This is a genomic window from Methylobacterium sp. Leaf111, assembly GCF_001423285.1.
GTDB lineage: Bacteria > Pseudomonadota > Alphaproteobacteria > Rhizobiales > Beijerinckiaceae > Methylobacterium.
On sequence record NZ_LMNE01000001.1, the window covers coordinates 135,353 to 161,540 of the forward strand.

Annotated in this window: 20 protein-coding genes; 12 read left to right on the forward strand and 8 right to left on the reverse strand. The window is 71.5% G+C overall.

All coding sequences use genetic code 11. The features are described 5' to 3' along the window. The first annotated feature begins 47 nt into the window (after positions 1 to 47). Entirely contained in the window at positions 48 to 911 is an 864-nt protein-coding gene (gene nadC / locus ASF41_RS00505; RefSeq protein WP_056489944.1) for a carboxylating nicotinate-nucleotide diphosphorylase, read from the forward strand. A gap of 191 nt (positions 912 to 1,102) precedes the next feature. Then, positions 1,103 to 1,768, forward strand: coding sequence for a L,D-transpeptidase (locus ASF41_RS00510; protein WP_056217160.1), 666 nt, complete (start codon positions 1,103 to 1,105; stop codon positions 1,766 to 1,768). Positions 1,769 to 1,839: 71 nt separating this feature from the next. On the opposite strand, the gene ASF41_RS00515 is transcribed toward ASF41_RS00510, so the two are convergent. Then, complete coding sequence (locus ASF41_RS00515; RefSeq protein ID WP_056217156.1) at positions 1,840 to 2,187, reverse strand: DUF6460 domain-containing protein; 348 nt, start codon at positions 2,185 to 2,187, stop codon at positions 1,840 to 1,842. Between the two features lie 344 nt (positions 2,188 to 2,531). Between ASF41_RS00515 and ASF41_RS00525 the strand changes: the two genes are divergently transcribed. The 3 genes from ASF41_RS00525 to pdeM are packed head-to-tail and all read left to right on the forward strand — an operon-like array spanning position 2,532 to position 6,779. Continuing rightward, positions 2,532 to 3,494 (forward strand): alpha/beta hydrolase, encoded by a 963-nt coding sequence (locus tag ASF41_RS00525; protein WP_056350586.1) that lies wholly within the window; start codon positions 2,532 to 2,534, stop codon positions 3,492 to 3,494. Beyond that, positions 3,491 to 6,022, forward strand: coding sequence for a ligase-associated DNA damage response DEXH box helicase (locus ASF41_RS00530; RefSeq protein ID WP_056491170.1), 2,532 nt, complete (start codon positions 3,491 to 3,493; stop codon positions 6,020 to 6,022). Before ASF41_RS00525 ends, ASF41_RS00530 begins: the two co-directional genes overlap by 4 nt. A gap of 43 nt (positions 6,023 to 6,065) precedes the next feature. Next, a complete protein-coding gene (pdeM, locus tag ASF41_RS00535) occupies positions 6,066 to 6,779 on the forward strand; it encodes a ligase-associated DNA damage response endonuclease PdeM (RefSeq protein ID WP_056350395.1) in 714 nt (237 codons plus the stop codon). Positions 6,780 to 6,908: 129 nt separating this feature from the next. Here pdeM and ASF41_RS00540 read toward each other — a convergent pair whose 3' ends face one another. Both ASF41_RS00540 and ASF41_RS00545 read right to left on the reverse strand, forming a co-directional pair. Then, a complete protein-coding gene (locus ASF41_RS00540) occupies positions 6,909 to 7,346 on the reverse strand; it encodes a DUF3429 domain-containing protein (RefSeq protein ID WP_056217143.1) in 438 nt (145 codons plus the stop codon). Positions 7,347 to 7,508: 162 nt separating this feature from the next. Then, positions 7,509 to 10,859 carry a tetratricopeptide repeat protein gene (locus ASF41_RS00545; protein ID WP_056491173.1) on the reverse strand — a complete coding sequence of 1,117 codons (3,351 nt, stop codon included), beginning with the start codon at positions 10,857 to 10,859 and terminating at the stop codon, positions 7,509 to 7,511. A 284-nt stretch (positions 10,860 to 11,143) separates the two neighbouring features. Between ASF41_RS00545 and ASF41_RS00550 the strand changes: the two genes are divergently transcribed. From ASF41_RS00550 to ASF41_RS00560, 3 genes are all read left to right on the forward strand, one after another. Then, a complete protein-coding gene (locus ASF41_RS00550; RefSeq protein WP_056489950.1) occupies positions 11,144 to 12,931 on the forward strand; it encodes an acyl-CoA dehydrogenase C-terminal domain-containing protein in 1,788 nt (595 codons plus the stop codon). A 205-nt stretch (positions 12,932 to 13,136) separates the two neighbouring features. Continuing rightward, a complete protein-coding gene (locus ASF41_RS00555; RefSeq protein ID WP_056489953.1) occupies positions 13,137 to 14,345 on the forward strand; it encodes an acetyl-CoA C-acetyltransferase in 1,209 nt (402 codons plus the stop codon). 101 nt (positions 14,346 to 14,446) lie between these two features. After that, positions 14,447 to 14,947 (forward strand): hypothetical protein, encoded by a 501-nt coding sequence (locus tag ASF41_RS00560; protein ID WP_056217132.1) that lies wholly within the window; start codon positions 14,447 to 14,449, stop codon positions 14,945 to 14,947. A 30-nt stretch (positions 14,948 to 14,977) separates the two neighbouring features. Here ASF41_RS00560 and ASF41_RS00565 read toward each other — a convergent pair whose 3' ends face one another. Further along, positions 14,978 to 15,778 (reverse strand): EAL domain-containing protein, encoded by an 801-nt coding sequence (locus ASF41_RS00565; RefSeq protein WP_056217457.1) that lies wholly within the window; start codon positions 15,776 to 15,778, stop codon positions 14,978 to 14,980. Between the two features lie 119 nt (positions 15,779 to 15,897). Here ASF41_RS00565 and ASF41_RS00570 point away from each other — a divergent pair, with 119 nt between their 5' ends. Further along, a complete protein-coding gene (locus tag ASF41_RS00570) occupies positions 15,898 to 18,102 on the forward strand; it encodes a 3-hydroxyacyl-CoA dehydrogenase NAD-binding domain-containing protein (protein WP_056489956.1) in 2,205 nt (734 codons plus the stop codon). Between the two features lie 62 nt (positions 18,103 to 18,164). Here the strand turns inward: ASF41_RS00570 and ASF41_RS00575 are convergent, their stop codons facing one another. Next, complete coding sequence (locus ASF41_RS00575) at positions 18,165 to 19,040, reverse strand: 3'-5' exonuclease (RefSeq protein WP_056489959.1); 876 nt, start codon at positions 19,038 to 19,040, stop codon at positions 18,165 to 18,167. 90 nt (positions 19,041 to 19,130) lie between these two features. Beyond that, a complete protein-coding gene (gene ligA, locus ASF41_RS00580) occupies positions 19,131 to 21,590 on the reverse strand; it encodes an NAD-dependent DNA ligase LigA (protein ID WP_056489963.1) in 2,460 nt (819 codons plus the stop codon). Positions 21,591 to 21,837: 247 nt separating this feature from the next. On the opposite strand from ligA, the gene ASF41_RS00585 reads away from it, so the two are divergent. The 3 genes from ASF41_RS00585 (at position 21,838) to ASF41_RS00595 (ending at position 24,471) form a co-directional block, all read left to right on the forward strand. After that, entirely contained in the window at positions 21,838 to 22,764 is a 927-nt protein-coding gene (locus ASF41_RS00585; protein WP_056489966.1) for a sulfite oxidase heme-binding subunit YedZ, read from the forward strand. Between the two features lie 76 nt (positions 22,765 to 22,840). Continuing rightward, the gene (locus ASF41_RS00590; protein WP_056350410.1) at positions 22,841 to 23,167 is read left to right on the forward strand and encodes a hypothetical protein; all 327 of its coding nucleotides are present in this window, start codon (positions 22,841 to 22,843) and stop codon (positions 23,165 to 23,167) included. A gap of 290 nt (positions 23,168 to 23,457) precedes the next feature. Then, positions 23,458 to 24,471: an adenosine kinase gene (locus ASF41_RS00595; RefSeq protein ID WP_056217114.1), complete on the forward strand. Its 1,014-nt coding sequence runs from the start codon at positions 23,458 to 23,460 to the stop codon at positions 24,469 to 24,471. Between the two features lie 82 nt (positions 24,472 to 24,553). Here the strand turns inward: ASF41_RS00595 and ASF41_RS00600 are convergent, their stop codons facing one another. Together ASF41_RS00600 and ASF41_RS00605 are read right to left on the reverse strand one after the other, a co-directional pair. Next, positions 24,554 to 25,528 (reverse strand): NADPH:quinone oxidoreductase family protein, encoded by a 975-nt coding sequence (locus ASF41_RS00600; protein WP_056489969.1) that lies wholly within the window; start codon positions 25,526 to 25,528, stop codon positions 24,554 to 24,556. A 71-nt stretch (positions 25,529 to 25,599) separates the two neighbouring features. After that, positions 25,600 to 26,160, reverse strand: a complete 561-nt coding sequence (locus ASF41_RS00605; protein ID WP_056489972.1) for a YbhB/YbcL family Raf kinase inhibitor-like protein — start codon at positions 26,158 to 26,160, stop codon at positions 25,600 to 25,602. Positions 26,161 to 26,188: the final 28 nt, after the last annotated feature.

The following is a 26,188-nucleotide window of genomic DNA, read 5'->3' on the forward strand; positions in this document are numbered from 1 at the left end:
CCCCAGGGGCGGGGCCGGCCCTCGTCCTCCATCCCGGAAGCTGGACCATGTCCGATCCCTCAGAGCTGCCTCCCCTGCCCCGCCTGATGGTGGAGCCCATCGTCCGCGCGGCGTTGCTGGAAGACCTCGGACGGGCCGGCGACATCACCACCGACGCCATCGTGCCGGCCAGCGCCCGCCTGGAGGGCGTCATCGCCGCCCGCCAGGACGGGGTGATCTCCGGGGTCGACACCGCGATGATCGCCTTCGGGCTGATCGATCCGAGCGTCGCCGTCACGGTGGAGCGGGGCGACGGCACCCGGGTGAAGCCGGGCGACGTGGTGATCCGCCTCGCCGGCCCGGCCCGGGCCATCCTCACGGCCGAGCGCGTCGCCCTCAACCTGCTGTGCCGCCTATCCGGCGTCGCCACCGCGACCGCCTCCCTCGTCGAGGCGGCCCGGCCCCACGGCAAGGCCCGCATCGTCTGCACGCGCAAGACGACCCCGGGCCTGCGCGCCCTGGAGAAGCACGCGGTGCGCGCCGGGGGCGGCTCGAACCACCGCTACGGTCTCGACGATGCCGTGCTGATCAAGGACAACCACGTCGCCGTCGCCGGCGGCATCGTGCCGGCGATCATGCGCGCCCGGGCCTATGCCGGCCACCTCGTGAAGATCGAGGTGGAGGTCGATACCCTGGAGCAGCTCGCGCAGGCGCTCTCGGTGAAGGCCGACGCGGTGCTCCTCGACAACATGTCCCCGCAGCAGCTCACGGAGGCGGTGGCGATGATCGACGGGCGGGCCATCGCGGAGGCCTCGGGCCGGATCAACCGCGACACCGTGGGCGCGGTGGCGGCTTCCGGCGTCGACCTGATCTCGTGCGGCTGGATCACCCACAGCGCGCCGATCATCGACCTCGGCCTCGACGCCGTCTGAGGGACGCCCGCACGGCCAAGGTGCCACGGTGTTGCCATGAAATCACGACGCGGCGGCAAGCGTCGTTGCAGTGCAAATTCGGCTTGGCTTTGAAGCGTGAGCGTTTACGTCTTGGGCACACTTCGCACCGTAACGTGCGTCAAGTTTTCCAAGTCGTTTCCACAGACTACGTTCGCCTTTGAGAGGCTCCGATGCGCCGTTTCGCCCCCGCCCTGACCGGGCTCGTCTGCGCGCTGGGCGCGTGGGCGTCGCCCGCCGCCGCCTACGAGATCGACCCGCTCACCCGTCAGCCGCTGGATAACGCCCTGGTCATCCGGGTGCGGCCGCAGAACGAGCCCGTCGCGCTCCCCACCGCCAACGCCTCCCTGCCCGTCGCCGACCCGATGGCTCCGTCCTCGGCCGTGCCGCAGATGTCGGCGATCCAGCGCGAGGAAGTCGCCTATGCCGGCGGCTACGCCCCGGGCACCATCGTGGTCTCCACCGGCGAGCGGCGCCTCTACTACGTGCTCGGCGACGGCAAGGCCCTGCGTTACGGCGTCGGCGTCGGCCGCCCGGGCTTCACCTGGGGTGGCGTGCAGACCATCACCATGAAGCGCGAGTGGCCCGATTGGCGTCCCCCGGCCGAGATGCTGCGCCGCCGCCCCGATCTGCCGCGCTTCATGAAGGGCGGCATCGAGAACCCGCTCGGCGCCCGCGCCATGTATCTCGGCAACTCGATCTACCGCATCCACGGCTCGAACGAGCCGGAGACGATCGGCACCGCCGTGTCCTCGGGCTGCATCCGCATGACCAACGACGACGTGGCCGACCTCTACACCCGCGCCAAGGTCGGCGCGAAGGTCATCGTCCAGCGCTGAACGCGCCGTACGCGTCCTGACTTTCCCGAGGGGCCGGTGGACACACCGGCCCCTTTCTCGTGGGCGACGCGCTACTTCGACACCGCGAAGAAGCGCGACAGGAGCCAGAGGGGCACCACCACGACCGCGCCGGCCAGGATCCAGCGGCCGAAATCGTGGAAGGTGGCGAGACCGAGGTCGATCAGGGTCCGCACCGCGTCGTAGGCGTGCCAGAACAGCAGGCCGGGGGTGACGCCGAGGGTCGCCATCACGGCGCCGACCAGCACCGACAGGAACAGGAGCTTCATGAAGACGGCAGCGGGCGAGCCGCCGAGGAAGCGCCGCAGGGCCGAGCGCCGGCCCGGCTCCGGGATCGGTGCGCCGGCATAGGGCTGCCCCCCGTAGGGGGGCGGGCGGCGCGGATCGTGGTCGAGCGTCATCGGGTCCTATCCTTGGCCATGTTCTTCGCCGTGTCCTTGGCCGGGTTCTTGGTGGTGTTCTTGGCGGTGTTCTTGGCGGTGTTCTTGACCGTGCTCTGGGCCGGGTCTTCGGGCCGTGCCCTCGGGCCGGGCGGTGCCGCCTCTCAACCCGGCGAACCCGGCGGAACCGTGACGCGGGCGACACAGTTTGCACGAAACACGACACATGCGAGAGCGTTCGGCGTTTTCGCACGGGGGACGGATGGCACCGTCGCGTGCAGGGTCCCATCTTAACGATGCGATCTGCGTCGTCCCCGACCGACCCTCGCCCCGCAGACTGACCCGTCCATGAAACGAACCGCTCCATGATCGACCACGCCCTGTTCGATCCGGCGATGATCGACCCCGAGACCCAGCGCCTGAACGCCGAGATCGTGGCCGCGCATGCCGCGCAGGCGGATCCCTGGTCGATCCCCATCACCGAGGTCCGGGCGCGCCGCCGCCAGGGCACGCAGGCCTCGCCGGCCATGCCGCGCAGCGCCCGGGCCGAGATCCTGACCATCGACGGGCCCGCCGGCCCCCTGCAGCTGCGCGTCATCCGCCCCGATGCGCGGAAATGGTCGAAGCTGCGCGGCGCCTACCTGCACATCCATCGCGGGGGCTGGGTCTGGGGCTCGGCCGACGAGCAGGACCCGTGGCTGGAGCGCATCGCGGACGTCTGCGGCTTCGTCTGCCTGTCGGTGGAGTATCGCCTCGCGCCCGAGCACCCCTACCCGGCGGCCCTCGAGGATTGCGAGGCCGCCGCCCTCTGGCTCGCGGGTCCCGGTCGGGCCGAGTTCGGCATCTCCGCCCTGACCATCGGAGGCGAATCGGCCGGCGCGCAGCTCGCCGTGATGGTACTCCTGCGGCTGCGCGACAGGCACGGCCTGCCCCGCGCCTTCCGGGGGGCGAACCTCAATGCCGGCTTCTTCGACCTCGGCCTCACCCCGAGCGTGCGCAACTGGGGCGACGAGCGCCTGGTGGTGAACACCCGGGATCTCACCAACTTCGCCAACGACTACGTCCGCGAGGGCATCGACCGGCGCCGGCCCGACGTCTCCCCGGTCTATGCCGACCTGAAGGGCCTGCCGCCGGCCCTGTTCACCGTGGGCACCCACGATCCGCTCCTCGACGACACGCTGTACATGTCGGCCCGCTGGGCGGCCGCCGGCAACGGCGGACACACGGCGATCTATCCGGGCGGCTGCCACATCTTCGTGCGCTATCCCGGGGCGATGACCGAGCGGGCGCTGGAGCTGATCGACCGCTTCCTGATGGCCCTGGCCTGAGCAAGCGCGCGGCCGCATCCCCCCTGCCGGAACGCTTCGCCGCGTGGTTCGCCGCGCGCGGCTGGACGCCCCGGCCCCACCAGCTCGAACTCCTCGACATCGTCGGGGGCGGCCGCTCGGCGCTCCTCGTGGCGCCGACGGGCGCGGGCAAGACGCTGGCGGGCTTCCTGCCGAGCCTCACGGCCCTGGCGGCGCGGCCGGCGTCGGCGAAGCCGCGGGGCCTACACACCCTCTATGTCTCGCCCCTGAAGGCGCTGGCCGTCGACATCGCCCGCAACCTCGATGCGCCCATCGCCGAGATGGGCCTTCCCGTCCGCGTCGAGACCCGCACCGGCGACACGCCCTCGCACAAGCGCACCCGCCAGATCGCGCGACCGCCCGACATCCTGCTGACCACGCCGGAGCAGCTCGCCCTGCTCATCGCCCATCGCGAGGCGGCGGACCTGTTCGCCGGCCTGTCCTGCGTCGTCCTCGACGAGCTGCACGCCCTCGTCACCTCGAAGCGCGGCGACCTCCTGTCCCTGGCGCTCGCGCGCCTGCACCGCCTCAGCCCCGGGCTCACGGCCATCGGCCTCTCCGCCACCGTGCGCGAGCCGGACGAGCTGCGCCGGTATCTCGTTCCGCAACACCCCCCCTCCTCCACCGAAACGGAAGACGGCAGGCCGGCCATGGCCGAGCTCGTGGTGGTGAAGGGCGGCGCCGCCCCCGACCTCCACATGCTGGAGACCGGCCTCACCCTGCCCCTGGCCGGCCATACCGCCTGGCAGGCGATGCCGGCGATCTACGACCTCATCGGGCGGCACCGCACCGTGCTGGTCTTCGTCAACACCCGGCTCCAGGCCGAGTACACCTTCCAGGAACTCTGGCGCATCAACGACGCCAACTATCCCATCGCCCTGCATCACGGCTCGCTCGATGCCACCCAGCGCCGGCGGGTCGAGGCCGCCATGGCGGCGGGCCAGCTGCGGGCGATCGTCTGCACCGCCACCCTCGACCTCGGCATCGATTGGGGCGACGTCGACCTCGTGGTGAATATCGGCGCCCCCAAGGGGGCGAGCCGGATTATGCAGCGCATCGGCCGCGCCAACCACCGCATGGACGAGCCGTCGAAGGCCTATCTCGTGCCGGCCAACCGGTTCGAGATGCTCGAGTGCCAGGCCGCCCTCGACGCCGTGGAGGCCGCCGCCCAGGACACGCCCGACGCCCGCCTCGGCGCCCCCGACGTGCTGGCCCAGCACGTCCTCGGCATGGCCTGTGCCGATGCCTTCGACGCGGTGCAGCTCTACGCCGAGATCGTCTCGGCCGCCCCCTACGCCACCCTGTCCTGGCAGGATTTCGAGGCGGTGGTCGATTACGTCGCCACCGGCGGCTACGCCCTGCGGGCCTACGAGCGCTTCGCCAAGATCCTGCGCGGGCCGGACGGCCTGTGGCGGGTGCGCGATGCCCGCATCGCCCAGCAATACCGGATGAACGTCGGCACCATCGTCGAATCCGCTAAGGTGAAGGTCCGGCTCGCCCGCGGCGTGCGCGGCAAGCCGGGCGCGATCCTGCCCCGCGGTGGCCGGGTGCTGGGCGAGATCGAGGAAGACTTCGCCGACACCCTGACGCCGGGCGACACGTTCCTGTTCGCCGGCGATGTGCTGCGCTTCGAGGGCCTGTCCGAGGACGAGGCCCTGGCGACCCGCGCGGGGCCGGGCACCGACCCGGCGATCCCGTCCTATGCGGGGGCGAAGTTCCCGATCTCGACCTTCCTGGCGGCGCGGGTGCGTGCCCTGATCGCCGATCCGTTCGAATGGGACCGGCTGCCGCGCCAGGTTTCGGACTACCTCCTGCAGCAGCGGACCCGCTCGGTCCTGCCCGGTCCCACGGGACTGCTGGTGGAGACCTTTCCCCGCGCCGGGCGCTACTACCTGACGGCCTTTCCCTTCGAGGGGCGGCTCGCGCACCAGACCCTCGGCATGCTGCTCACCCGCCGCCTGGAACGGGCGCGGATGCGGCCCCTGGGCTTTGCCGCCAACGATTACGGCATCGCCATCTGGCTCAACCGCGATGTCGGCGAACGCATCGGCCAGGAACCGGACTTCCTCGAGACCCTGTTCGCCGAGGACATGCTGGGCGACGACCTCGAGGCCTGGCTCGACGAATCCGCCATGATGAAACGCACCTTCCGGCAATGCGCCGTGATCGCCGGGCTGATCGAGCGGCGCTATCCCGGTCAGGCCAAGACCGGCCGGCAGGTCACGATCTCCACCGATCTGGTCTACGACGTGCTGCGCAAGCACCAGCCGGACCACCTCCTGCTCAAGGCGGCGCGGCAGGATGCGGCAACCGGACTCCTCGACGTGAAGCGCCTCGGTATGATGTTGAGGCGCATCCAGGGGCGAATCATCCACAAGGCGCTCGATCGCGTCTCGCCGCTCTCCGTCTCCGTGATGCTCGAGATCGGGCGCGAACGGGTCTACGGCGAGGGCGCCGACGAGATTCTGGCCGAAGCCGAGGCGCAGCTGCTCGAAGAAGCGCTGGCCTGAGCGCGTGGTGAAACGCCCTGCCCCGAACGCAGAGGACGCGGTTTTGGCGCTCGGCCAGAGACTTGAGAAGACCATCCGGGCCCCCGGCCTGACCCTCGCCGGCGAAACCCTCGCCCTCGACCTCTGCGGCGGCCTCTGGCTCGCCCCGCACCGCACCCTGGTGGTGTCCGACCTCCATCTGGAGAAGGGCTCGGCCTATGCGGCCCGCTCCGGGCAGTTTCTGCCGCCCTACGACACCCGCGAGACCCTGGCCTGCCTGCACGAGGTGATCGCGCGGCTCGACCCCGCTTGCGTCGTCGCGCTGGGCGATTCCTTCCACGATTCCCGCGGACCGGAGCGCATGGAGCCGGGCGACCGCGCCATGGTGGCGGCCTTGCAGGAGGGGCGCGACTGGGTCTGGATCGCCGGCAACCACGACCATGCGGTCAGCGAGGGCGTCGGCGGCCGCTACGCCGAGACGTTGACGGTGGGCGCCCTGACCCTGCGGCACGAACCGACCGTCGATGCGCCCGAGGGCGAAGTCTCCGGCCACCTGCATCCCTGCGGAAAGGTCGCGATGCGCGGGCGGGCCGTGCGCCGGCGCTGCTTCGTCACCGACGGGCGCCGGCTGATCATGCCGGCCTTCGGCGCCTATGCGGGGGGGCTCAACGTGCGCAACGCCGCCTTCGAGCCGCTGTTTCCGGCCGGCTTCACGGCACACCTCCTCGGCGACGGCCGCGTCTTCGCCATCGGCAAGGCGATGCTGAGCAAGGACTGAGCCTCTCTCCGGCCGAGACCTCCGGCGTTTTCAGTGCGCCGGTCCCCTCTCCTTTCGGGAGACGGGGCCCGTTCCGAGCGAGCCAACCGAAGCGATCGACCGGACACGGTGCGAGGAGCCAAACGGGATTCAGGCCGCGATGAGCAGCGAGACCCCGGCGACCCCCGACAGGGCCAGGCGCAGGCGGCCGAGCCAGACCGGGACGAGGCCGCGGCGCGGCAGGTCCTGGTCGATGAGGCCCCAGGCCAGCACAAGGATGCCGAGGATGCGCAGATCCCAGGGCATCGGGGCGGCGAGGGCCGCCCAGGCGATCAGCGAGGGCAGGATCGCGATGGCGTAGTCCGCGCCGCCCGAATTGCGCGCGGCCGCCGCGCCCCAGCGGATGCCGCCGAGGAACGATGCGATGACGGCGCCGTAGGTGGAGAGCATGAGGCGGGGGCTGAGGCCGATGGTGCCGAGGCCGCCATCGGAGCCGCTATAGGCGAGGAGGGCGAAGCCCAGGAACGGAATCAGCCCGGCGATCCCCAGGATCAGGGCGGCCGGTGGAACCGTCGTCACGCGCGCCATCGGCTCTCCGCTTGTCGGGCCGCCCGATGGAGGCGACCTGCGCTTCGAAATGGGTCACCCGACCACGATGGTCCGGCGATCACCGTTGCGACAACGCCGGGAACCGGGGGTTCGGCGCAAAAGCGGGAGGGCGTCAGAAGCTCGCATCCCCCGCGCGGCCGCTCAGATCCGGCGGGCCGGCGGAACGTTGCCGGAGGGCGGCGCCGCACCGAGCAGGCTCATCGAGTTCTCCGTGGGCAGCGGGGCCGGGATCTCGTTGGCCGCGGGCTCCGGCACCTTAGGCTTGAAGGCCGTGACCTGCGCCCGCGCGGCACCCAGGGCTTTCGCGTCGAGCTTCGAGGCGACGTCGTCGCGCTTCTTCGCGGCGTCCTCGTCGCCCTGCGCGGCGGCGGCCGAGAACCACAGGAAGGACTGTCCGAGATCCTGCTGCACGCCCATCCCCCGGGCGTAGAGAACCGCGAGGTTGTACTGGCTGTCGCGGACGCCGAGCTCGGCCGCGCGCTTGAACCAGAGGGAGGCGGTGGCGAAGTCGGGCTTGCCGCCAGCCACCGGGTTCTCGGCGTAGATCACCGCGAGGTTGTGCATGGCGCGGGCATTGCCGAGTTCGGCGGCACGGCCGTACCAGAGTTTCGCCTGAGCCAGGTCGCGGGTCACGCCGACGCCCTTCTCGTACAGGCTCCCGAGCTTGTACTGCGCCGGCGCGAAGCCGCTGGCGGCGATCTGCTCGAACACCTTCACGGCGAGCGCCGGGTCGCGCGTCATGCCGCGCCCTTCGGCCGCCCGCATGCCGAGGTCGTAGGCGGCGGCGCCGTCGCCGCCGAGGGCGGCCTGGCGCAGCTTCACCAGGTTCGGCGGCACCGCCGCGAGGTCCGCGGTCAGTCCGGCCATCGTCGTCACGCGCGGCACCGCGGACCGAGCGGCCACGGCCGGCACCGTGCCCTTGGCGGGCGGGCTTTCGGAGAGACTCTGCGTCGTCTGCGGATCGGCCGGGGCGGGCGTCGCGCCCTTCGCATCCGGCGCTTTGGCGTCCTGGGTCTTGGCGTCCGGCTGTTTGGCGGCCGCCTCGGCTGCGGGGCCGGCATCGGGTGCCGCCGCCGCGATGTCGGCGGGCGCCGAGCGCGTCGCGACCGGCTCGGTCCCCGATGACGCGGTGTCCGCGGTCCGGCGGGCGGTCACGGCCTGGAGAGCGCCGAGCAGGAGCACCACTGCGGCGAGGCCGAGGAGGAGCGGTTTGCGGCGGCGGTCGATGCCGTCGCGGAAGCGCGCGAGGCGACCGTCGCGGCGCGCGGCGTCGGGACCGGTGCGGACAGCGTCGCCCTCCTGCGCCTCGGCCTGCCCGGCGGCCTCTGCCTGCGCCGCCTGCGCGGCACGTCGGGCGGCGGCGATGAAGCTGGTCTTGATGTCGCTGTCGGCCGCGCCCGCGGCCTCGCTCGCCTCGACCCGGCTGCCCGGGCGCTCACGGCCGGGGCGTCCGGCGCCCGGCTCCAGCGGAAGATCGGGACCCGAGACCAGGGGGCGTTCGGTCCGGGCCGCATCCGGCCGGCGCGACGGTGCCCCCCCGGCGAGATGCTCGGCGCCCGGCTCCCGGAGGGACTCGTTGGCCGTGTCCCGCGACGCCAGATCCCGCGCCAGCATCTCCCGGGCCAGGATGTCCTTCGCGGACGCGTCCCGCGGGGTCCGGGCGCCGGTCAGGAGGGCGGCATCCGTGTCGCCGGTGCCGATCCGGCCGACCAGGCGCTCCAGGGCGGAGTAGACCCCGGTCAGCGTCGATTGCATCCGCTGCTCGGAGGCGACCTGATGCGCGCGCAGATCCGCGAGGCTGGCCCGCAGGAGGGCCACTTCGCCGGTCTCGGCGGCCGCGCCCATGGTCTCGGCGACCGCGTTTCGGGCGGCGCGCTCGACGGCGGCCTCCATCGGCGCCTCGGCCCGCAGGGCCGAGACCTGGTCGAGGAGGTCGGTCATGGTGCGCTCGAGGCCGGCCAGGGCCGGATCGGCGTCTCGGGTGTCGATGCGCTCGGCCAGCGCCAGGACCTGCTGCTCCAGGGCGTCGAGACCCTCGTCGCGGGGGCCCTCGCCCGTGCCGATGCGATCGAGCTTGACCGTCAGCTCGTGCAGCATGCCGTGGATCGAGGCGAGGTTCTCGTCGGGCAGTGCCGGCCGGCGCAGGGTCGCGCCGATGTCTTCGAGGCGTCCGATCAGGTCGCCCACGGGATTGATGCTGACCCGGTCGACCTTCTCCGACAGGGCATCGATCCGGTGCAGAATGACGTCCGAATCCTGGTGGGCGGCCATGGGGCCCGCGCCGCGCAGGGCGTCGAGCTTGGCGCCCATCTCCTGGATCTGCTCGCCGATGCCGGCCTCGGCGTTCGAACGCAGGCCGATCCGGATCTCCTCCAGCAGGGGGCGGAGCTCCGCCATGCTGGCGGTCTCGCCGGGCATGCCGGCCTGGAGCTGCGAGATCTGGGTGCTGATGGCCTGGAGGCCGTTGGCGAGGCTCTGGATCCGCTCGGGTCCGGCGAGGGCGCCGATCAGGCGGCGGATCTCGTCGAGTTCCCGGAACAGCCCCGCGACCACGTCCTGCTCGGCGATGCCGGAGGGCGCGCCCTGGAACGTGCCGTTCATCTTGGCGGCCAGGCGCTCGACATCGGCGGCGACGCGGGCGTGAACGTTGTCGGCGACGTCCTCGGCCAGGCGCTCGACCTGCACACGGATCGCCTCGATGGGGGCCGCGATGGCGGCGAGGTCGCCGGGGGCCTGCGCCTTCTCGACACCGGCCGCCAGGGTCTGCATCGCCGTCTCCAGCGCGCCGACGTCGCGGCTGCTGGCGAGGCTGCCGATCGATTCGCGCAGCCGCACCGTCTCGCTCTGGAGCTCGGCGATGACGGGGGCGGCCAGGGTCGGGGCGGCGTTCGAGACCGGGGCCGGGGCGGCGGCCTGGGCGGGCGCGGCGGGCGTACCGTCCAGTTCGCGCTGGCGCTGGCGGATCTCCGTGACCGCGTCGCGGATCTCGGTCACGACCGGGCGGCCGCGGCGTCCGAGGGGACGGGGCGCGGCCAGTTGCGCGCCGATCTCCGTCATCCGGCGCTCGATCTCCGCGAGGCGCTGGGCCATCTCGGAGGGCGGCGGGCTGGCCGGCTCGACCTTCGGGGCGGCGGGCGCCGGCGGCACGGGCGCCTCGGCGCCGATGCGCTGGTCGATGCCGTCCAGGCGACGCATCATCTCGGTGAGGGCCGCGTTCTTGCCGGTCGGCCCGGTGGGCGCGGCGCTCGAAGACCGGACCTCGACCGGCGCCGGTGCGGCGGCGACGGGGGTCGGCTCGGCCGGTGCGACCGGAGCCGGCTGCGGTTGCGCGCTCCGTGATTCGGGCTCAGCCTTGTCCGCGAGCGCCCGGGGATCGACGATGGAGGCGATCCAGGTCTCGACCGGAATGCCGGCGCGGCGGGCGACATCCCGTGCCGCTTCGAGAACGTCCGGATCGAAGCCTTCGAGGTCGAGCGTCGCGTTGCGTGTCATCGTCCAACCTGACCCGGCGAAGTCCATGGTTCGATCCGCGAGCGCCCCCCGCCACACGAGAAGCGAGGGAGGGGTTAACGGCAGATCCGTCCGCCCCGACATTTGGTAGTCTTGGTAAACAGGCGGTTAAGGCCTGACCGATTGGTGGCGGATGACCGATTCCCGTTGGCACCCCGCGCGCCCCCCTTTCGTCCGCTGCGGATTAGTTTATGTGTGAACCATCAGGTGCGCCGGCGGCCGGAAGTCCGACCAGGAACGCAACCGTTTCCGGGAGATGATGCGCGATGCCCAGCTACAAGGCACCGGTCGAGGACGTCCTGTTCCTGCTGAACGACGTGCTCGGGTTCCACCGCTACGACAACCTGCGCGGCTTCTCGGACGCCTCTCCCGACGTGATGGAGGCGGTGCTCAACGAGGGCGCCAAGCTCGCCGAGACCGTCCTGGCCCCCCTGAACGCCGCCGGCGATCGGGAAGGCTGCACCCGGCATCCGGACGGCAGCGTCACGACCCCGCAGGGCTTCAAGGCCGCCTACGACGCCTATGCGGGCGGCGGCTGGATGGGCCTGTCGATGCCTGAGGCCTATGGCGGGCAGGCCCTGCCGCACACCCTGAACACCGCGATCCAGGAATTCGCCTCCGGGGCCAACCTCGCCCTCGGCATGTATCCCGGCCTGACCCAGGGCGCGATGGCGGCCCTCCTGGTGCACGGGTCGGAAGAGCAGAAGGCGCTCTACCTGCCGAAGATGGTGGAAGGGGCCTGGACCGGCACCATGAACCTGACCGAGCCCCATTGCGGCACGGATCTCGGCCTCCTCAAGACCAAGGCGGTGCCCAACGGCGACGGCTCCTACAGCCTGACCGGCACCAAGATCTTCATCTCGGCCGGCGAGCACGACCTCTCCGAGAACATCATCCACCTCGTCATCGCCCGCATCGAGGGCGCGCCGGCCGGCACCAAGGGCATCTCGCTCTTCGTGGTGCCGAAGGTCCTGGTGAACGCCGACGGCTCGCTGGGCGCACGCAATCCCGTCTCCTGCGGCTCCCTCGAGCACAAGATGGGCATCCACGGCAATTCCACCTGCGTGATGAACTACGACGGGGCGAAGGGCTGGCTCGTCGGGCAGGAGAATCGCGGCCTGAACGCGATGTTCGTGATGATGAACGAGGCCCGCCTCGCGGTGGGCGTCCAGGGTCTCGGACAATCCGAGGTCGCCTACCAGAACGCCGTCGCCTACGCGAAGGACCGGCTTCAGGGCCGCGCCCTCACCGGCGCCAAGGCGCCCGAGAGGGCCGCCGACCCGATCATCGTCCATCCCGACGTGCGCCGGACCCTGATGGGCATCCGCGCCTTCAACGAGGCCGCCCGCGCCCTCGTGCTCTGGACCGCCCTCCAGGCGGATATCGGCCACCGGTCCGACGACGCGACCGAACGGCAGGCCGCCGAGGACCACATGGGCCTGATGACCCCGGTGGTAAAGGGCGTGCTGACCGACCGGGGCTTCGCCAACGCGGTCGAGGCCCAGCAGATGTTCGGCGGCCACGGCTACATCGAGGAATGGGGCATGTCGCAGTTCGTGCGCGATGCCCGCATCGCGATGATCTACGAGGGCGCCAACGGCATCCAGGCCATGGACCTCATCGGGCGCAAGCTGCCCAAGGACGGCGGCCGGGCCATGATGAGCTTCCTCGGCGAGGTGCAGACCTTCCTCAAGGACCACGGCGAGGACGAAGGCATGACGCCCTACGTCGCCCCCCTCCAGGCCGGGCTCAACGACCTGCAGGGCGCCACCATGTGGTTCATGCAGAACGCCTTCACGAAGCCCGACAATGCGGGGGCCGGCGCCACCGACTACATGCACCTCCTCGGCCTCGTGGCCATGGGCTACATGTGGGCGCGCATCGCCAAGGCCGCCCTGGCCCGCCAAGCCGAAGCCGCCTCGGACGCCATGGCCGCCAAGCTGGTGGTGGGCCGCTTCTACATGGAGCGGATGCTGCCCGAGACCGCGACCCGGCTGGTGCGGATCAAGGCCGGCGCCGAGACGACGATGGCGCTCGGCGCCGAGGCGTTTTAGACCGGGACGACCGCGATCCGAAGACGCCGCGTCGGTCCGGGGCGCCCATAGGGCGAACCCGGAATCCGGAACTGCCGGCGCGGGCGACCTCGCCACGACCTGCGGTTCTGGCTTCCGGGCTCCGCGTCGCGGCCCCGGACTGACGGATCCGGACCGGATTTTTGAACGCCGTCGCCCCGAACGGGCGGACAACAGGGAAACGCGCATGCCCGAGGCCTTCATCTACGACCACGTCCGCACCCCGCGGGGCCGCGGCAAGCCCGATGGGTCGCTGCACGAGGTGACGGCCTTGCGCCTCGCCGAGGTGGCGCTGCGCGCCCTCAAGGAGCGCAACGACCTCGACACGCGCCGCGTCGACGACGTGGTGCTCGGCTGCGTCGATCCGGTGGGCGAGGCCGGCGGCGACATCGCCCGGGCGGCGGCCCTGGTGGCCGATTACGGCACGCACGTGCCGGGCGTGCAGATTAACCGCTTCTGCGCCTCGGGCCTCGACGCGGTGAACTTCGCCGCCGCGCAGGTGATGGCCGGGCAGCACGACCTGACGGTGGGCGGCGGCGTCGAATCCATGAGCCGCGTCGGCCTCGGCGCCTCCGGCGGCGCCTGGCCCGTGGATCCCGCCATCGCGATCAAGTCGTACTTCATGCCCCAGGGCGTGTCGGCCGACCTCATCGCCTCGAAATACGGCTTCAGCCGCGACGATTGCGACGCCTACGCGGTCGAATCGCAGAAGCGCTCGGCCACCGCTTGGGCCGAGGGCCGCTTCGCCGACGCGGTCGTGCCGGTGCGCGACATCAACGGCATCACGCTCCTGGCCAACGACGAGCACATGCGGCCCGCCACCGACATGCAGTCGCTTGGCCAGCTCAAGGCCTCCTTCGTCCAGATGGGCCAGATGGGTGGCTTCGACGCCGTGGCGATCGACGCCCATCCGGACGTCGAGACCGTCAACCACGTCCACCACGCCGGCAACTCGTCGGGCATCGTCGATGGGGCCGCCGCCGTGCTGATCGGATCGCGCGAGGCCGGCAGCGCCGCGGGCCTGAAGCCCCGCGCCCGCATCCGCGCCTTCGCCAATATCGGCTCGGACCCGGCCCTCATGCTCACCGGCCCGGTGGACGTGACGCGGAAGGTCCTGGCGCGGGCCGGCATGAGCCTGTCCGACATCGACCTGTTCGAGGTCAACGAGGCCTTCGCCGCGGTGGTGCTGCGCTTCCAGCAGGCCTTCGACGTGGACCCGGCCCGGATCAACGTCTGCGGCGGCGCCATCGCCATGGGCCATCCGCTGGGCGCCACCGGCGCGATGATCCTCGGCACCGTGCTCGACGAGTTGGAGCGCACCGGCAAGGAGCGCGCCCTGGTGACCCTGTGCATCGGCGCCGGTATGGGCACCGCCACCATCATCGAACGGGTGTGAGCCTGCGCCGCCTCCCAAACGCGGGCCAAGTGGGGTAGAGGGCGGCGCCCGCCGCCGCCCGGCGCCGGGCTCACGACAAGAATCTCTGAGGACACGCCAAGATGACGCGCCTGCTCGCCACCCTCTGCCTGACCACGGCCCTCTGCCTGCCGATGGCCGCCCGCGCCGACGATGCCGCCGAGCGCATCGCCGTCGCCAAGGACTTGGTGCAGAAGACCACGATCAAGAACCTGGAGGTCGGCTTCACGGGCGCCCTCGAGAAGACCGTGGCGCCGATGAAGGAGGACAAGGCCGAGGCCGTGCGCAAGGAGATCCGCGCCGAGTTCGACAAGCAGCGCGAGACGATGCTCGACGGCCTGTCGAAGGCCTATGCCGAGAAGTTCAGCCTCGACGAACTGAAGCACCTCACCGAAATCTACGGCGACAAGACCTACCAGAAGTTCCAGGCGGTCAATGCCGATCCAGCCTCCACCGTGACCACGATTTCGCAGGCCTCGGTGACCAAGCTCCTGAACATGCTGGCGATCGCCTCGGCCGGCGATTCCGCGGCCAACGGTGCGGCGGGTGCCCCCGGTGCGCCGATGCCGATGCCGGCGCGCTGAGGCGGACCGGCGGGGATCCCGATGGCCGGCTCACGCCACATGCGCGCGGGGGAACCCGCCCGCCGGAGAGCCGGCCACCGGGAAGCCGCGGACCGGGGGCAGCGCCTCCAGGTGGGGCTTGGCGAAGTGGTAGCCCTGGAACAGGTTCGCACCGAGGTCGCGCAGGGTGTCCAGCTCGGACGCCGTCTCGACCCCCTCGGCGATCACCGCGATGTCCAGGGAGCGGGCGATGCCGATGATGCCCGCCACGATGATCTGACGACGCTGGTCGGTGTCGATGCCGCGCAGCAGATCCATGTCGATCTTGATGAGGTCGGGTTGGAAGTTCGCCAGCAGGCTGAGGCCGGCGAAGCCCGCGCCGAAATCGTCCAGGGCGGTCAGGAAGCCCTGGCGGCGATACTCGGCGACGATGCGCGAGACGTGGGCAGTGTCGCGGAACTTCTCGTTCTCGGTGAACTCGAACATGATCCGGTCGTGGGCGAACCCCGCCTTGCGGGCCGCTTCCAGGGACGAGCGGATGCAGGCCGCCGGTTCGTAGACGGCGTTCGGCATGAAGTTGATCGACAGACGGGTCGCGTCGTCGGTGGGAAACAGCCGGCCGGCGAGCTCGATCGCCTTGACCCGCGCCGCCTGGTCGAACCGGTAGACGGTCTCGGGCGTCACGCGGCCGAGGATCGAGGCGGCGGATTCACCCCCCGGGCCACGCACGAGGGCCTCGTACCCCCAGACGCGCTGGGCGGCGAGGTCGAGAATCGGCTGGAACGCCATCGTGAACGTGAAGTCGAGTTCGGCTCCCTCGCGGCAGCCCTGGCAGCCGATCCGAGCAGTCATGGTCTTGTCCTGTCGCAGCAACATGCCCCCCGGCAATTCGAGATGCCACTGCAAGTTTTGACAAGAGCTTAAGCTTGCCCACCGAAGCCGCTCACCCGCCGCACATTCGAGGATCAGCGATGAATCTCACCAACTTCCGACTGGAAACCGACGCCGACGGGATCGCATTGGCGACCTGGGACATGCCCGGCCGCTCCATGAACGTCTTCACCGACGCGGTGATGGACGAGCTGAGCCAGGTGGTGGACGCCGTCGTGGCGGATCCCGCCATCAAGGGCTGCGTCATCGTCTCGGGCAAGGACAACTTCTCGGGCGGCGCCGACCTGACGATGCTCCAGGGCCTCGGCCGCGCCTACGAGGCCTTGAAGGCCGAGCGCGGCGAGGAAGAGGCGATGCGCCACTTCTTCGCGGAGTCGCGCAAGCTCAGCCTCGTCTTCCGCAAGCTCGAGACCTGCGGCAAGCCCTTCGCGGCGGCGGTGAACGGCATCTGCCTCGGCGGGGCCTTCGAGCTCGCCCTTGCCTGCCACTACCGGGTGCTGTCCGATGATCCGAAGACCCGCGTCGGCCTGCCCGAGATCAAGGTCGGCCTGTTCCCGGGCGGCGGTGGCACCCAGCGCGTCGCGCGCCTGATGCAGACCGGCGACGCCCTGCAGATGCTGTTCAAGGGCGAGCAGATCCGTCCGCTGATGGCCCGCAACATGGGCCTCGCCCAGGAGGTCGCGGCCAAGGACGAGATCGTCGCCAAGGCCAAGGCCTGGATCGCCGCCGGCGGCTCGGCCGTCGCGCCCTGGGACCAGCCGAAGTTCAAGGCGCCCTCCGGCAAGGTCTACTCGCCCGCCGGGATGATGATCTGGCCGCCGGCCAACGCCATCTACCGGCGCGAGACGCACGACAACTACCCTGCCGCCAAGGCGATCCTGGCCTCCGTCTACGAGGGTCTGCAGCTGCCGATGGACCAGGCCCTGCGCGTCGAGAGCCGGTACTTCGCCCACATCCTGCGGACCAAGGAGGCGGCCGCGATGATCCGGACGCTGTTCCTCTCCATGGGCGAATTGAACAAGGGCGCGCGCCGCCCGAAGGGCGTGCCGGCCACCCAGGTCGGCCGCGTCGGCGTCGTCGGCGCGGGCTTCATGGGCGCGGGCGTCGCCTACGTCACCGCCCAGGCGGGCATGGAGGTCGTCCTCGTCGACCAGTCGGTGGAGGCGGCCGAGAAGGGCAAGGCCTACGCCCACAAGCTCGTCACCGACCAGATCAACAAGGGCCGGGCCAAGACCGCCGACCGCGATGCCCTCCTCGCCCGCATCCGCACCAGCGCCGACTACGCCGACCTCGCCGCCTGCGACCTCGTGATCGAGGCGGTGTTCGAGGACCCGGCGGTGAAGGCCGAGGTCATCGCCAAGGTCGAGACCGTGATCCGGCCGGAGACGATCTTCGCCTCCAACACCTCCACGCTGCCGATCACCGGGCTCGCCAAGACCTCGGCCCGGCCGGAACAGTTCGTTGGCATCCACTTCTTCTCGCCGGTGGAGAAGATGATGCTGGTCGAGATCATCAGGGGCGACCAGACCGGCGACGCGGCGCTGGCCACCGCCCTGGACTACGTCCGTGCGATCAAGAAGACCCCGATCGTCGTCAACGATGCGCGCGGGTTCTTCGCCAACCGCTGCGTCGGCGCCTACCTGCTGGAAGGCCACAAGATGCTCAACGAGGGCATCCCGGCGGCGATGATCGAGAATGCCGGCCGCCAGGCGGGCATGCCGGTCGGCCCGCTCTCCCTGACCGACGAGGTCGCGGTCGACCTCGCCCTGAAGATCGTCAAGGCGACGGAGGCGCAGCTCGGGGCCGACGGCATCGACCCGGCGCAGAAGGCGCTGCTCACCACCCTCGTCGAGGGCGAGGGTCGGCTCGGCCGCAAGAACCGGAAGGGGTTCTACGATTACCCCGAGGGCGCGCCCAAGCGCCTGTGGCCGGGCCTCGCCGCCCTGCAGGCGACCCGAATCGATCCGGACGCGGTCGACTTCTCGGAACTGAAGCAGCGCCTTCTCGTGGTGCAGGCCCTGGAAGCCGCACGCACCGTCGGCGAGGGCGTAGTCACCGATCCGCGCGAGGCGGATGTGGGCTCGATCCTGGGCTTCGGGTTCGCCCCCTTCACGGGCGGCGCCCTGTCCTACATCGACTTCATGGGCGCCCAGGCCTTCGTGACGCTGGCGCAGGGGCTGGAAGCCAAGCACGGGCCGCGCTTCGCCGTGCCGCAGAACCTCCTCGACATGGCTGCCCGCGGCGGCACGTTCTACGGCGACGCGGCGGCGAAGAAGGCGGCGTAAGGCGGGGGCGCCGCCCGGCGCGACTCCGGGCGGACCTCACGACGGGTGCGGCGGCGACCGCCTCACCCCACCGACGCGGCCGTCATCCGGACCCGCAGCACCGCGACGTCGTCGTGGTTGCTCGAGAGCAGGTCGGTGATGTCGCCGGCGAGCAGCGCCTTCACGTGGCGGCACCGGTTGCCGTAGCGGCCCGCCATGCAGGTGCAGCGCAGGTGAGGCCCGCCGGTGCGATCCTCCAGGGTCACGGCGTAGCGGTTGCCGCTGCTGCCGCGCACCGCGAAGTGCAGGCCCGGCGCCGAGGCCGGACGGGCGCCCGCGGCGAGGCGGGCCCGCTCGGTCAGGGAGCCAGGCCGGCCGCGCGGAGGCAGGGCGAGATCGGGACCCGCCGGGATCGTGGTGATCGGCAGGCGGAGGGCCTGCGACAGCCCGGGCACGTCCGGCGCGCCGGTCTCCCGCACGGCTGCCAGGGCGATCTCCGCGCAGGCATAGGCATCCTCGCCCGCATCGTGGTGCGCGAAGCGGATGCCGAGGCGCGCCGCCACCTTGCCGAGGCCGCAGCCCTCCTCCGCCGGAAACACCCGCCGGGCGATCTGCAGGGTGCAGAGATAGGCGAAGGCCGGCGGCCGGTGCCCGTGCGCGGCCAGGGAGGCCCGCAGCACCCCGAGGTCGAAGCCGGCATTGTGCGCGAGGATCAGCCCGGAGGCGAGGTCGGGCAGGAACTCCGCCATCACGGTGGGGAAGTCGGGCTGGCCGCGCACGTCCGCCGGGAGGATGCCGTGGACCCGGATGTTGCCCGGCGAGAAGCGCAGCTCCGGCGGGCGGATCAGCCGGGATTCCCGCCGGACCACCCGGCCGCCGGCGATCCAGGCGAGCCCGACGGCACAGGCGCTGTCGCGCCGCTCGTTGGCGGTCTCGAAGTCGAGGGCGATGACGGTCATGCGGGAATCGCGGGGCCCTGTCCCGGCCGGACGCGGCCAAGCGCCCGCGGATGCGGGCACCCCCGAGTCTAGGCGCCCACGAATCCCGGCTCAAGCACCGGCGACGAGCGCCAGCCATGCCTCCTCGCTGACGACCTCGACGCCGTGCTTCTGGGCGTCCGTCAGCTTGGAGCCCGCGCCCGGCCCGGCCACGACGAGGTCGGTCTTGGCCGAGACCGAACCCGAGACCTTGGCGCCGAGGCGCTCGGCGGTGGCCTTGGCCTCGGACCGGGTCATCCGCTCGAGGCTGCCGGTGAACACCACCGTCTTGCCCGCGAAGGCCGTGGCGGTGGCCGGGGCCGCCATCGGCTCAGTCTTCACTTCGGCGAGCAGGGCCCGGACCGCCGCGTCGTTGTGCGGTTCGGCGAAGAAGGCGATGAGCGAGTCGGTCGCCACCGGGCCGATCTCGCCGTCGTCGGCGAAGTGGCGATAGGCATCCCCCGGGCGCTGCTCGGCCGCCCGCGCGAGGGCCGCCACGATGGCGTCCGCGTCGCCGTAGTGGCTCAGGAGGCTGGCGCGCTGGGGGGCCGACAGGCGCACCCGCCCCTGCGGCTGGGTCTCCGCCTCCTCGTCCTCTCCGGCCTCCGGCTCGCCACCCGCGCGGGGATAGCCCAGCTCCAGCAGGCGGTCGCGGGTGGTCGGTCCGATGCGGGACAGGGCGGAGAGTTCGATCCAGTCCGCTCCGGCCTGGTCGCCCGCCGCGGCGGCGACGCCCGCCATCAGGGCGGGCATGTCGGGAAAGCGCTTGGCCAGGGCCTTGGCGGTGGATTCGCCGATCTCCGGAATGCCGAGGGCGAAGAGGAAGCGGTTCAGGGGCAGGCTGCGGCGATCCTCCACCGAGGCGAGGAGGTTCTTGATCGCCTTGTCCTCCTCCTCGCCCTTCTTCTTGGTCGGCTTCTTGGGGGCGGGAGTGCCCTCCGCCCGGCGCTCGGCGGAGAGCGCCTCGCGCCGCGCCACGATGGCGGCCTTGAGCGGCGCGAAGTCGAGGCGGAACAGGTCGGCGGGCTGGCGCACCAGCCCGGCCTCGAACAAGACCTCGATATAGGTCTGGCCGAAGCCTTCGAGGTCGAAACCGTTGCGGGAGACGAAGTGCTTCAGGCGCTCGACTCCCTGCGCCGGGCAGATCAAGCCCCCGGTGCAGCGGCGCACGGCGTCGGGCTTGCCCGTGCGCGGGTTGATCTCGCGCACCGCCCGGCTGCCGCAGGCGGGGCAGTGGTTCGGGAAGGCGTAGGGCTTCGACCCGGCCGGGCGCTTCTCCAACACCACGTCCATCACCTTCGGGATCACGTCTCCGGCCCGTTGCACCACGACGGTGTCGCCGACCCGGATGTCGCGCCCGTCGCGGATCGGCTCGCCGTCGGCCCCGACGCCCTGGACGTAACCCTCGTTGTGCAGGGTGGCGTTCGACACCACGACGCCGCCCACCGTGACCGGACGCAGCTTGGCCAGCGGATTCAGGGAGCCGGTGCGCCCGACATTGATCTCGATGTCCTCGACCACCGTGAGCGCCTTCTGGGCCGCGAACTTGTGGGCGAGCGCCCAGCGGGGCGAGCGGGAGACGAAGCCGAGGCGGCGCTGCAGGGCGAGGTCGTCGACCTTGTAGACGACGCCGTCGATGTCGTAGCCGAGGTCGGCGCGCTCGGCCTCGATGCTCCGGTAATGCGCGATCATCGCGTCCGAATCGGCACAGAGCTTCGTCCGGTCGTTGACCGGCAGGCCCCAGTCCGAAAACCGCGCCAGCACCCCGTGCTGCGTGCCGTCGAAGGCCGGCACCACCTCGCCCCAGGCATAGGCGAAGAACTTGAGCGGGCGCGAACGGGTGATCTCGGGGTCGAGCTGGCGCAGCGACCCGGCCGCCGCGTTGCGGGGGTTGGCGAACAGGGCCTTCCCGGCGGCTTCCTGGCGCGCGTTGATGGCGGCGAAATCCGCGTGGCTGAGATAGACCTCGCCGCGCACCTCGCAGACCGGCGGCACGTCCGTCCCGGCGAGCCGCTGCGGGATGTCCGACACCGTGCGGGCATTGGCCGTGACGTCCTCGCCGACCTCGCCGTCGCCCCGGGTCGCCGCCGTGACGAGGCGCCCGTCCTCGTAGCGCAGGGCCAGGGAGAGGCCGTCGATCTTCGGCTCGGCGGTGAAGGCCAGGGGATCGCCCTCCGGCCAGTTCAGGAAGCGCCGGACGCGGGCCACGAACTCCGCCACCTCCTCGTCCGCGAAGGCGTTGCCCAGCGAGAGCATCGGCACCGCGTGGCGCACCTTGGCGAATTTCTCGGAGGGCTTGGCGCCCACCGAAGCGCTGGCGGCCCCCGTTCCGGCGAGATCCGGAAACCGTGCCTCGATCTGCTCCAGGCGCCGGCGCAGGGCGTCGTACGCCGCATCCGTGATCTCAGGCGCATCCTCCTGGTGATAGAGCCGATCGGCCTCGGCGATCCGTTCGGAGAGGTCCGCGTGCTCGGTCCGCGCCGTCTCGGCGGTCATGGTCTCGAGGCTGTCGGCGGGGCTGTCTGCGGGCATGGGGGGCTTCGTGAGCGTTGGCGCGGCGTCGGCTTATAGCAATCGTCAACCGTCGCAGCACCGGCCAAGGTTCCGGGCTGCCCGAAGCTCTGCACAGGCCTGTAACCCCCGCGGCCGCCGAGCGAATACATCGCGACACCCCGACGCCCCGGTGGCTCGTCGAGGCCGGCTGCGACCCCGCGCCGCCTCACGGATCCTCCCCGGCCCCTATCTTTCGATTCAACCGCTTCCCCGATCCCGGATCGCCATGCCAGCCCTGCCCGCCTTCTCCGCGCCCTGGCGCGACCGCGCCGGACGCGTCTCCGGCCTGAAGCTCGCCACCTTCCTGTTCGCCCTGGCCCCGGGCCTGTGGCTCGCCGGCGCCTACGCGGCCGATGCCCTCGGGGCGAAGCCCATCACGGCGCTGCTTCATGGTACCGGCGAGTGGGCGGTGCGCTTCCTCATGCTGTCGCTGGCGGTGACGCCCCTGCGCCGCATCGCCCACGCGCCGAAGCTCATCCTGGTCCGGCGCATGCTTGGCCTGACGGTGCTGGCCTACGGGCTGATCCACCTGTTGCTCTACGTCGTCGACCAGAACTTCGTGCTGACCAAGGTCGTCACCGAGATCGCGTCGCGGATCTATCTCACCATCGGCTTCGTGGCGCTTCTCGGCCTCGTGGTGCTCGGCGTAACCTCCACGGACGGGATGATCCGGCGCCTCGGCAAGGCTTGGCCGCGCCTTCACAAGTCCGTCTACCTCATCGCGATCCTGGGCGTGATCCACTACTACCTGCAGGCCAAGATCGACGTGTCCGATCCGGTCTTCTGGACCGGCGCCTTCCTGCTGCTGATGGGTCACCGCGCCATGCAGCGCTTCGGCTGGCCGACCAACCCGCTCACCCTGGCGGGCCTCGCTCTAGGGGCCGCCCTTGTGACCGCACTGCTCGAAGCGGCCTGGTACGGCGTGGCGAGCGGCATCCCGGCGAGCCTCGTCCTCTCGGCCAATCTCGACATGCCGGACACCATCCGGCCGGCCTGGTGGGTGCTGGCCCTCGGCCTCGCGGTGCCGGTGCTCAATGCCGTCCGGGCGCGGATGGACAAGAGCGGACGCGGCAAGCCGAAGCGCACACCGGCTTCACGCCCCGCCCCGGCATCGGCACAGGTAGCGGCACGGGAGGCCGTGGCCGCGCGCTGACGGCCGCCGGCACGGACTTGCTCCCGGTCGATCGCACGCGCATGTAGCGCCTGTCGTCACGGAGGGGAAAGCCCGCATGCGGACACGGATCTTGCGGGCTGCGGCCCTCGGCCTCGGAACCCTGCTGTCGATGAACGCGGCCCGCGCCGCCTGTACCCTGCCGGAGCCGCCCCCGGCGACGTCCCGTCCGACCAAGCCCCCGCTGCCGGTCAAGCCCACCTGCCTCGACGCCAAAGGCGGCTGCCCGGGCTGGGAAGCCTACAGCTACAACGACGCGATCAAGGCCTACAACGAGCAGGCCGCCGCGTTCCGGCCCCTGGCGGAAGCCTACGTCAAGGCGCTGAACGCCTACGTGAAGGCGAGCAGCGACTACGCGCAGTGCGAGGTGAAGACGCTGCAGTAGGAACGCGCGGCGCCTTCGGCACGGTCACATCGCAGGGTGCGCGGTCATTCCGGGGCGCCGCAGGCGAGCCCGGAATCCTGAAACGCCGAATGCGGAAGGTTTTGCACCACCTATGGTTCTGGATCCCGGCCTCCGCTGCGCGGCCCCAGGATGACGGGGCGGTGCGAGGGGAGTTCCGCCGTGACGCTTCGAACAGGTGATCGCATTGGCGGCGGCCGTCGCTTGACCCCCGCCAGGGGCGGTGCCACAGCCCGGCGCAGTTTCCGCTCACCGCCAGACTGGACGGCCCGATGCCCGAATCCCTCGACCTCCTCGTTCTCGGCAACGCCATCGTCGACCTCATCGCCCGCACCGAGGAGGATTTCCTCGCGGCGCAGGGCGTGCCGAAGGGCGCGATGCAGCTGATCGACGAGGCGCGGGCCGAGTCGCTCTTCGCCGCCATGGGTCCGGCCACCATCGTGTCGGGTGGCTCGGGCGCCAACACGGCCGTGGGTGCGGCGATGCTCGGGGCGAAGACCGGCTTCGTCGGCAAGGTCCGCGACGACGAGCTCGGCGGCCTCTTCGCCCACGATCTCAAGGCCACCGGCGTCCGCTTCCCCGTGGCCGCCGCCACCGACGGACCGGCCACCGCCCGCTGCTTCATCCTGGTGACGCCCGATGGCGAGCGCACCATGAACACCTATCTCGGCGCCTGCCAGGGCCTGTCGCCGGCCGACGTCGACGCGGCCACCGTGGCCGCCGCCCGCGTGGTCTACCTCGAGGGCTACCTCTGGGACCCGCCGGCCGCCAAGGACGCGTTCCGCAAGGCCGTGACCATCGCCCACGACGCCGGCAACGCCGCGGCCCTGACCCTGTCGGACGCGTTCTGCGTCGGGCGCTACCGGGAGGAGTTCCTGGGCCTGATCCGCGACGGCAGCATCGACATCCTGTTCGCGAATATCGGCGAGCTGCAGAGCCTCTACGAGACCGACGACGCCGAGGCCGCGATCCGCGCCCTGCGCGAGGAGAGCGCGGCCCGCGGTCGGGATCTGCTCGGCCTCGTCACCCGCTCGGCGGACGGTGCGCTCGTGATCCAGGGGGGCGCCGTGCAGGCCGTGTCCGCGTCGCCGGTCCACGAGCTCGTCGACACCACGGGCGCGGGCGACCTGTTCGCGGCGGGCTTCCTCGCCGGCCATGCCCGCGGCCTCGACCACCGCGACAGCGCCCGCCTCGGAGCGCTCGCCGCCGCAGAGGTGATCCAGCACATCGGCGCCCGGCCCCAGCACGACCTCGTCGCCCTCGCCAAGGCGCAGGGCCTGCTCTGAGGCGGGGCTTCCGGCAGACGGTCCTTCTGTCTGCCTTCAATGGAAGAGGGCGGCGGGCCGCTGAATCGCTCGGGCGCCCCCCTCACAGCCGCAGCAGCACCTTGCCGACGGCCTCGCGCCGCTTGAGGATGCCGAGGGCCTCCTCGTAATCGGCGAGGGGGTATTCGCCGTGGACCTTCGCGGTGAGGCGCCCCTCCGCCACCCAGGCGAGAAGCTGCTCCTGGTTGGCCCGGTGCGCCTCCGGCTCGCGCTCGACGAAGACGCCCCAGTGCACGCCCTGGATGTCGATGCCCTTCAGGAGCGCCAAGTTGAGCGGAATCCGCGGAATGTCGCCGGCCGCGAAGCCGATGACGAGGTAGCGGCCCTTCCAGCCGAGCGACCGCAGGGCCGGCTCGGCGTAGTCGCCGCCGATCGGGTCGTAGATCACGTCCACGCCCGCCCCCGCGGTCAGCGTCCGAAGGGCCTCGCGCAGGTTCTCGGCGGCGTAATCCACCGCCATCGTGGCGCCATGGGCCTGCGCCGTCGCCAGCTTCTCGGGCGAGGACGCGCAGGCGATGACACGGGCGCCCATGATCGCCCCGAGTTCCACCGCCGCGAGCCCGACGCCGCCGGAGGCGCCGAGCACCGCGAGGGTCTCGCCGGGCTGCAGGCGAGCCCGGTCGCGCAGGGCATGCAGCGAGGTGCCGTAGGTGATGGTGAGCCCGGCGGCCTGCGCGTCCGAGACCCCGGCCGGCACCGGCGTGAGGTGCCGGGTGGCGACGGCGATCAACTCGCGGCAGGTGCCGTATTTCTGGTGAACGATGACGCGGTCGCCCACCGCGAAGCCCTCGGCGCCCTCGCCCAGGGCCTCGATGACGCCGCAGGCTTCGCCGCCCGGCGAGAACGGCAACTCGGGCTTCACCTGGTAGCGCCCGGCGATGATCAGGGTGTCGAAGAAGTTGAGCGCCGCCAGGGTGATGCGTACCACGGCCTCGCCGGGACCGGCCACCGGGTCCGGCAGGTCGGCGAGGTCCAGATCCTCCGGACCTCCGAGATGGGTACACAGCAGCGCCTTCATGCTCAAACCTCCCCTGGTCGTCGTATCGGCGCTTGCACCGACGGAGCCGCCCGCGCAAGCGCTCGACGCCGTCAGGGGCGTTCGTAGGTCCCGACGAGGCAGCCCTTGGCGAGGACGCGCCCCGCCATGGCCTCCAGCAGCGCGCCGCGGCCGGGATGTTCGGGCAGCGCCAGCGCCCCGTCGAGGGCGTAGGCCTGGAACAGGTAGGCGTGCGGACCGTGGCCGGTGGGCGGGTCGGGCGGCAGCCAGCCCGGCTTGAGAAAGCTGTTCTTGCCGAGGTCGAGGCCGGATTCGGCCTGGCTCGCCGCGCCCTCCGCCAGGGGTGCGCCTGGATCGCAATTCCAGGCGATCAGGTGGACCAACGGGTTCGGCGTGGGGCTGCCGGCATCCTCGCACAGGAGGACGATTCGCGCCGTGCCGGGGGGCAGGCCGGTCCAGGCCAGGGGCGGTGACGCGCCGGCTCCGTCGGCGGTGAAGCGCGCCGGCATCGCCGTCCCGTCCGCGAAGGCGAGGCTGGTGAGGCCGAGGCCTTCGGGCACGGTGGCGAAGGTGGTCCGGTAGGCGGTCTTGTCGAGCCCGGCCTTCAGGCCGGACAGGGCGGCGCCCACGGCGTGCGGAATCTTTTCGAGCAAGGTCGGTCTCCCACGGGGTACGCCGACC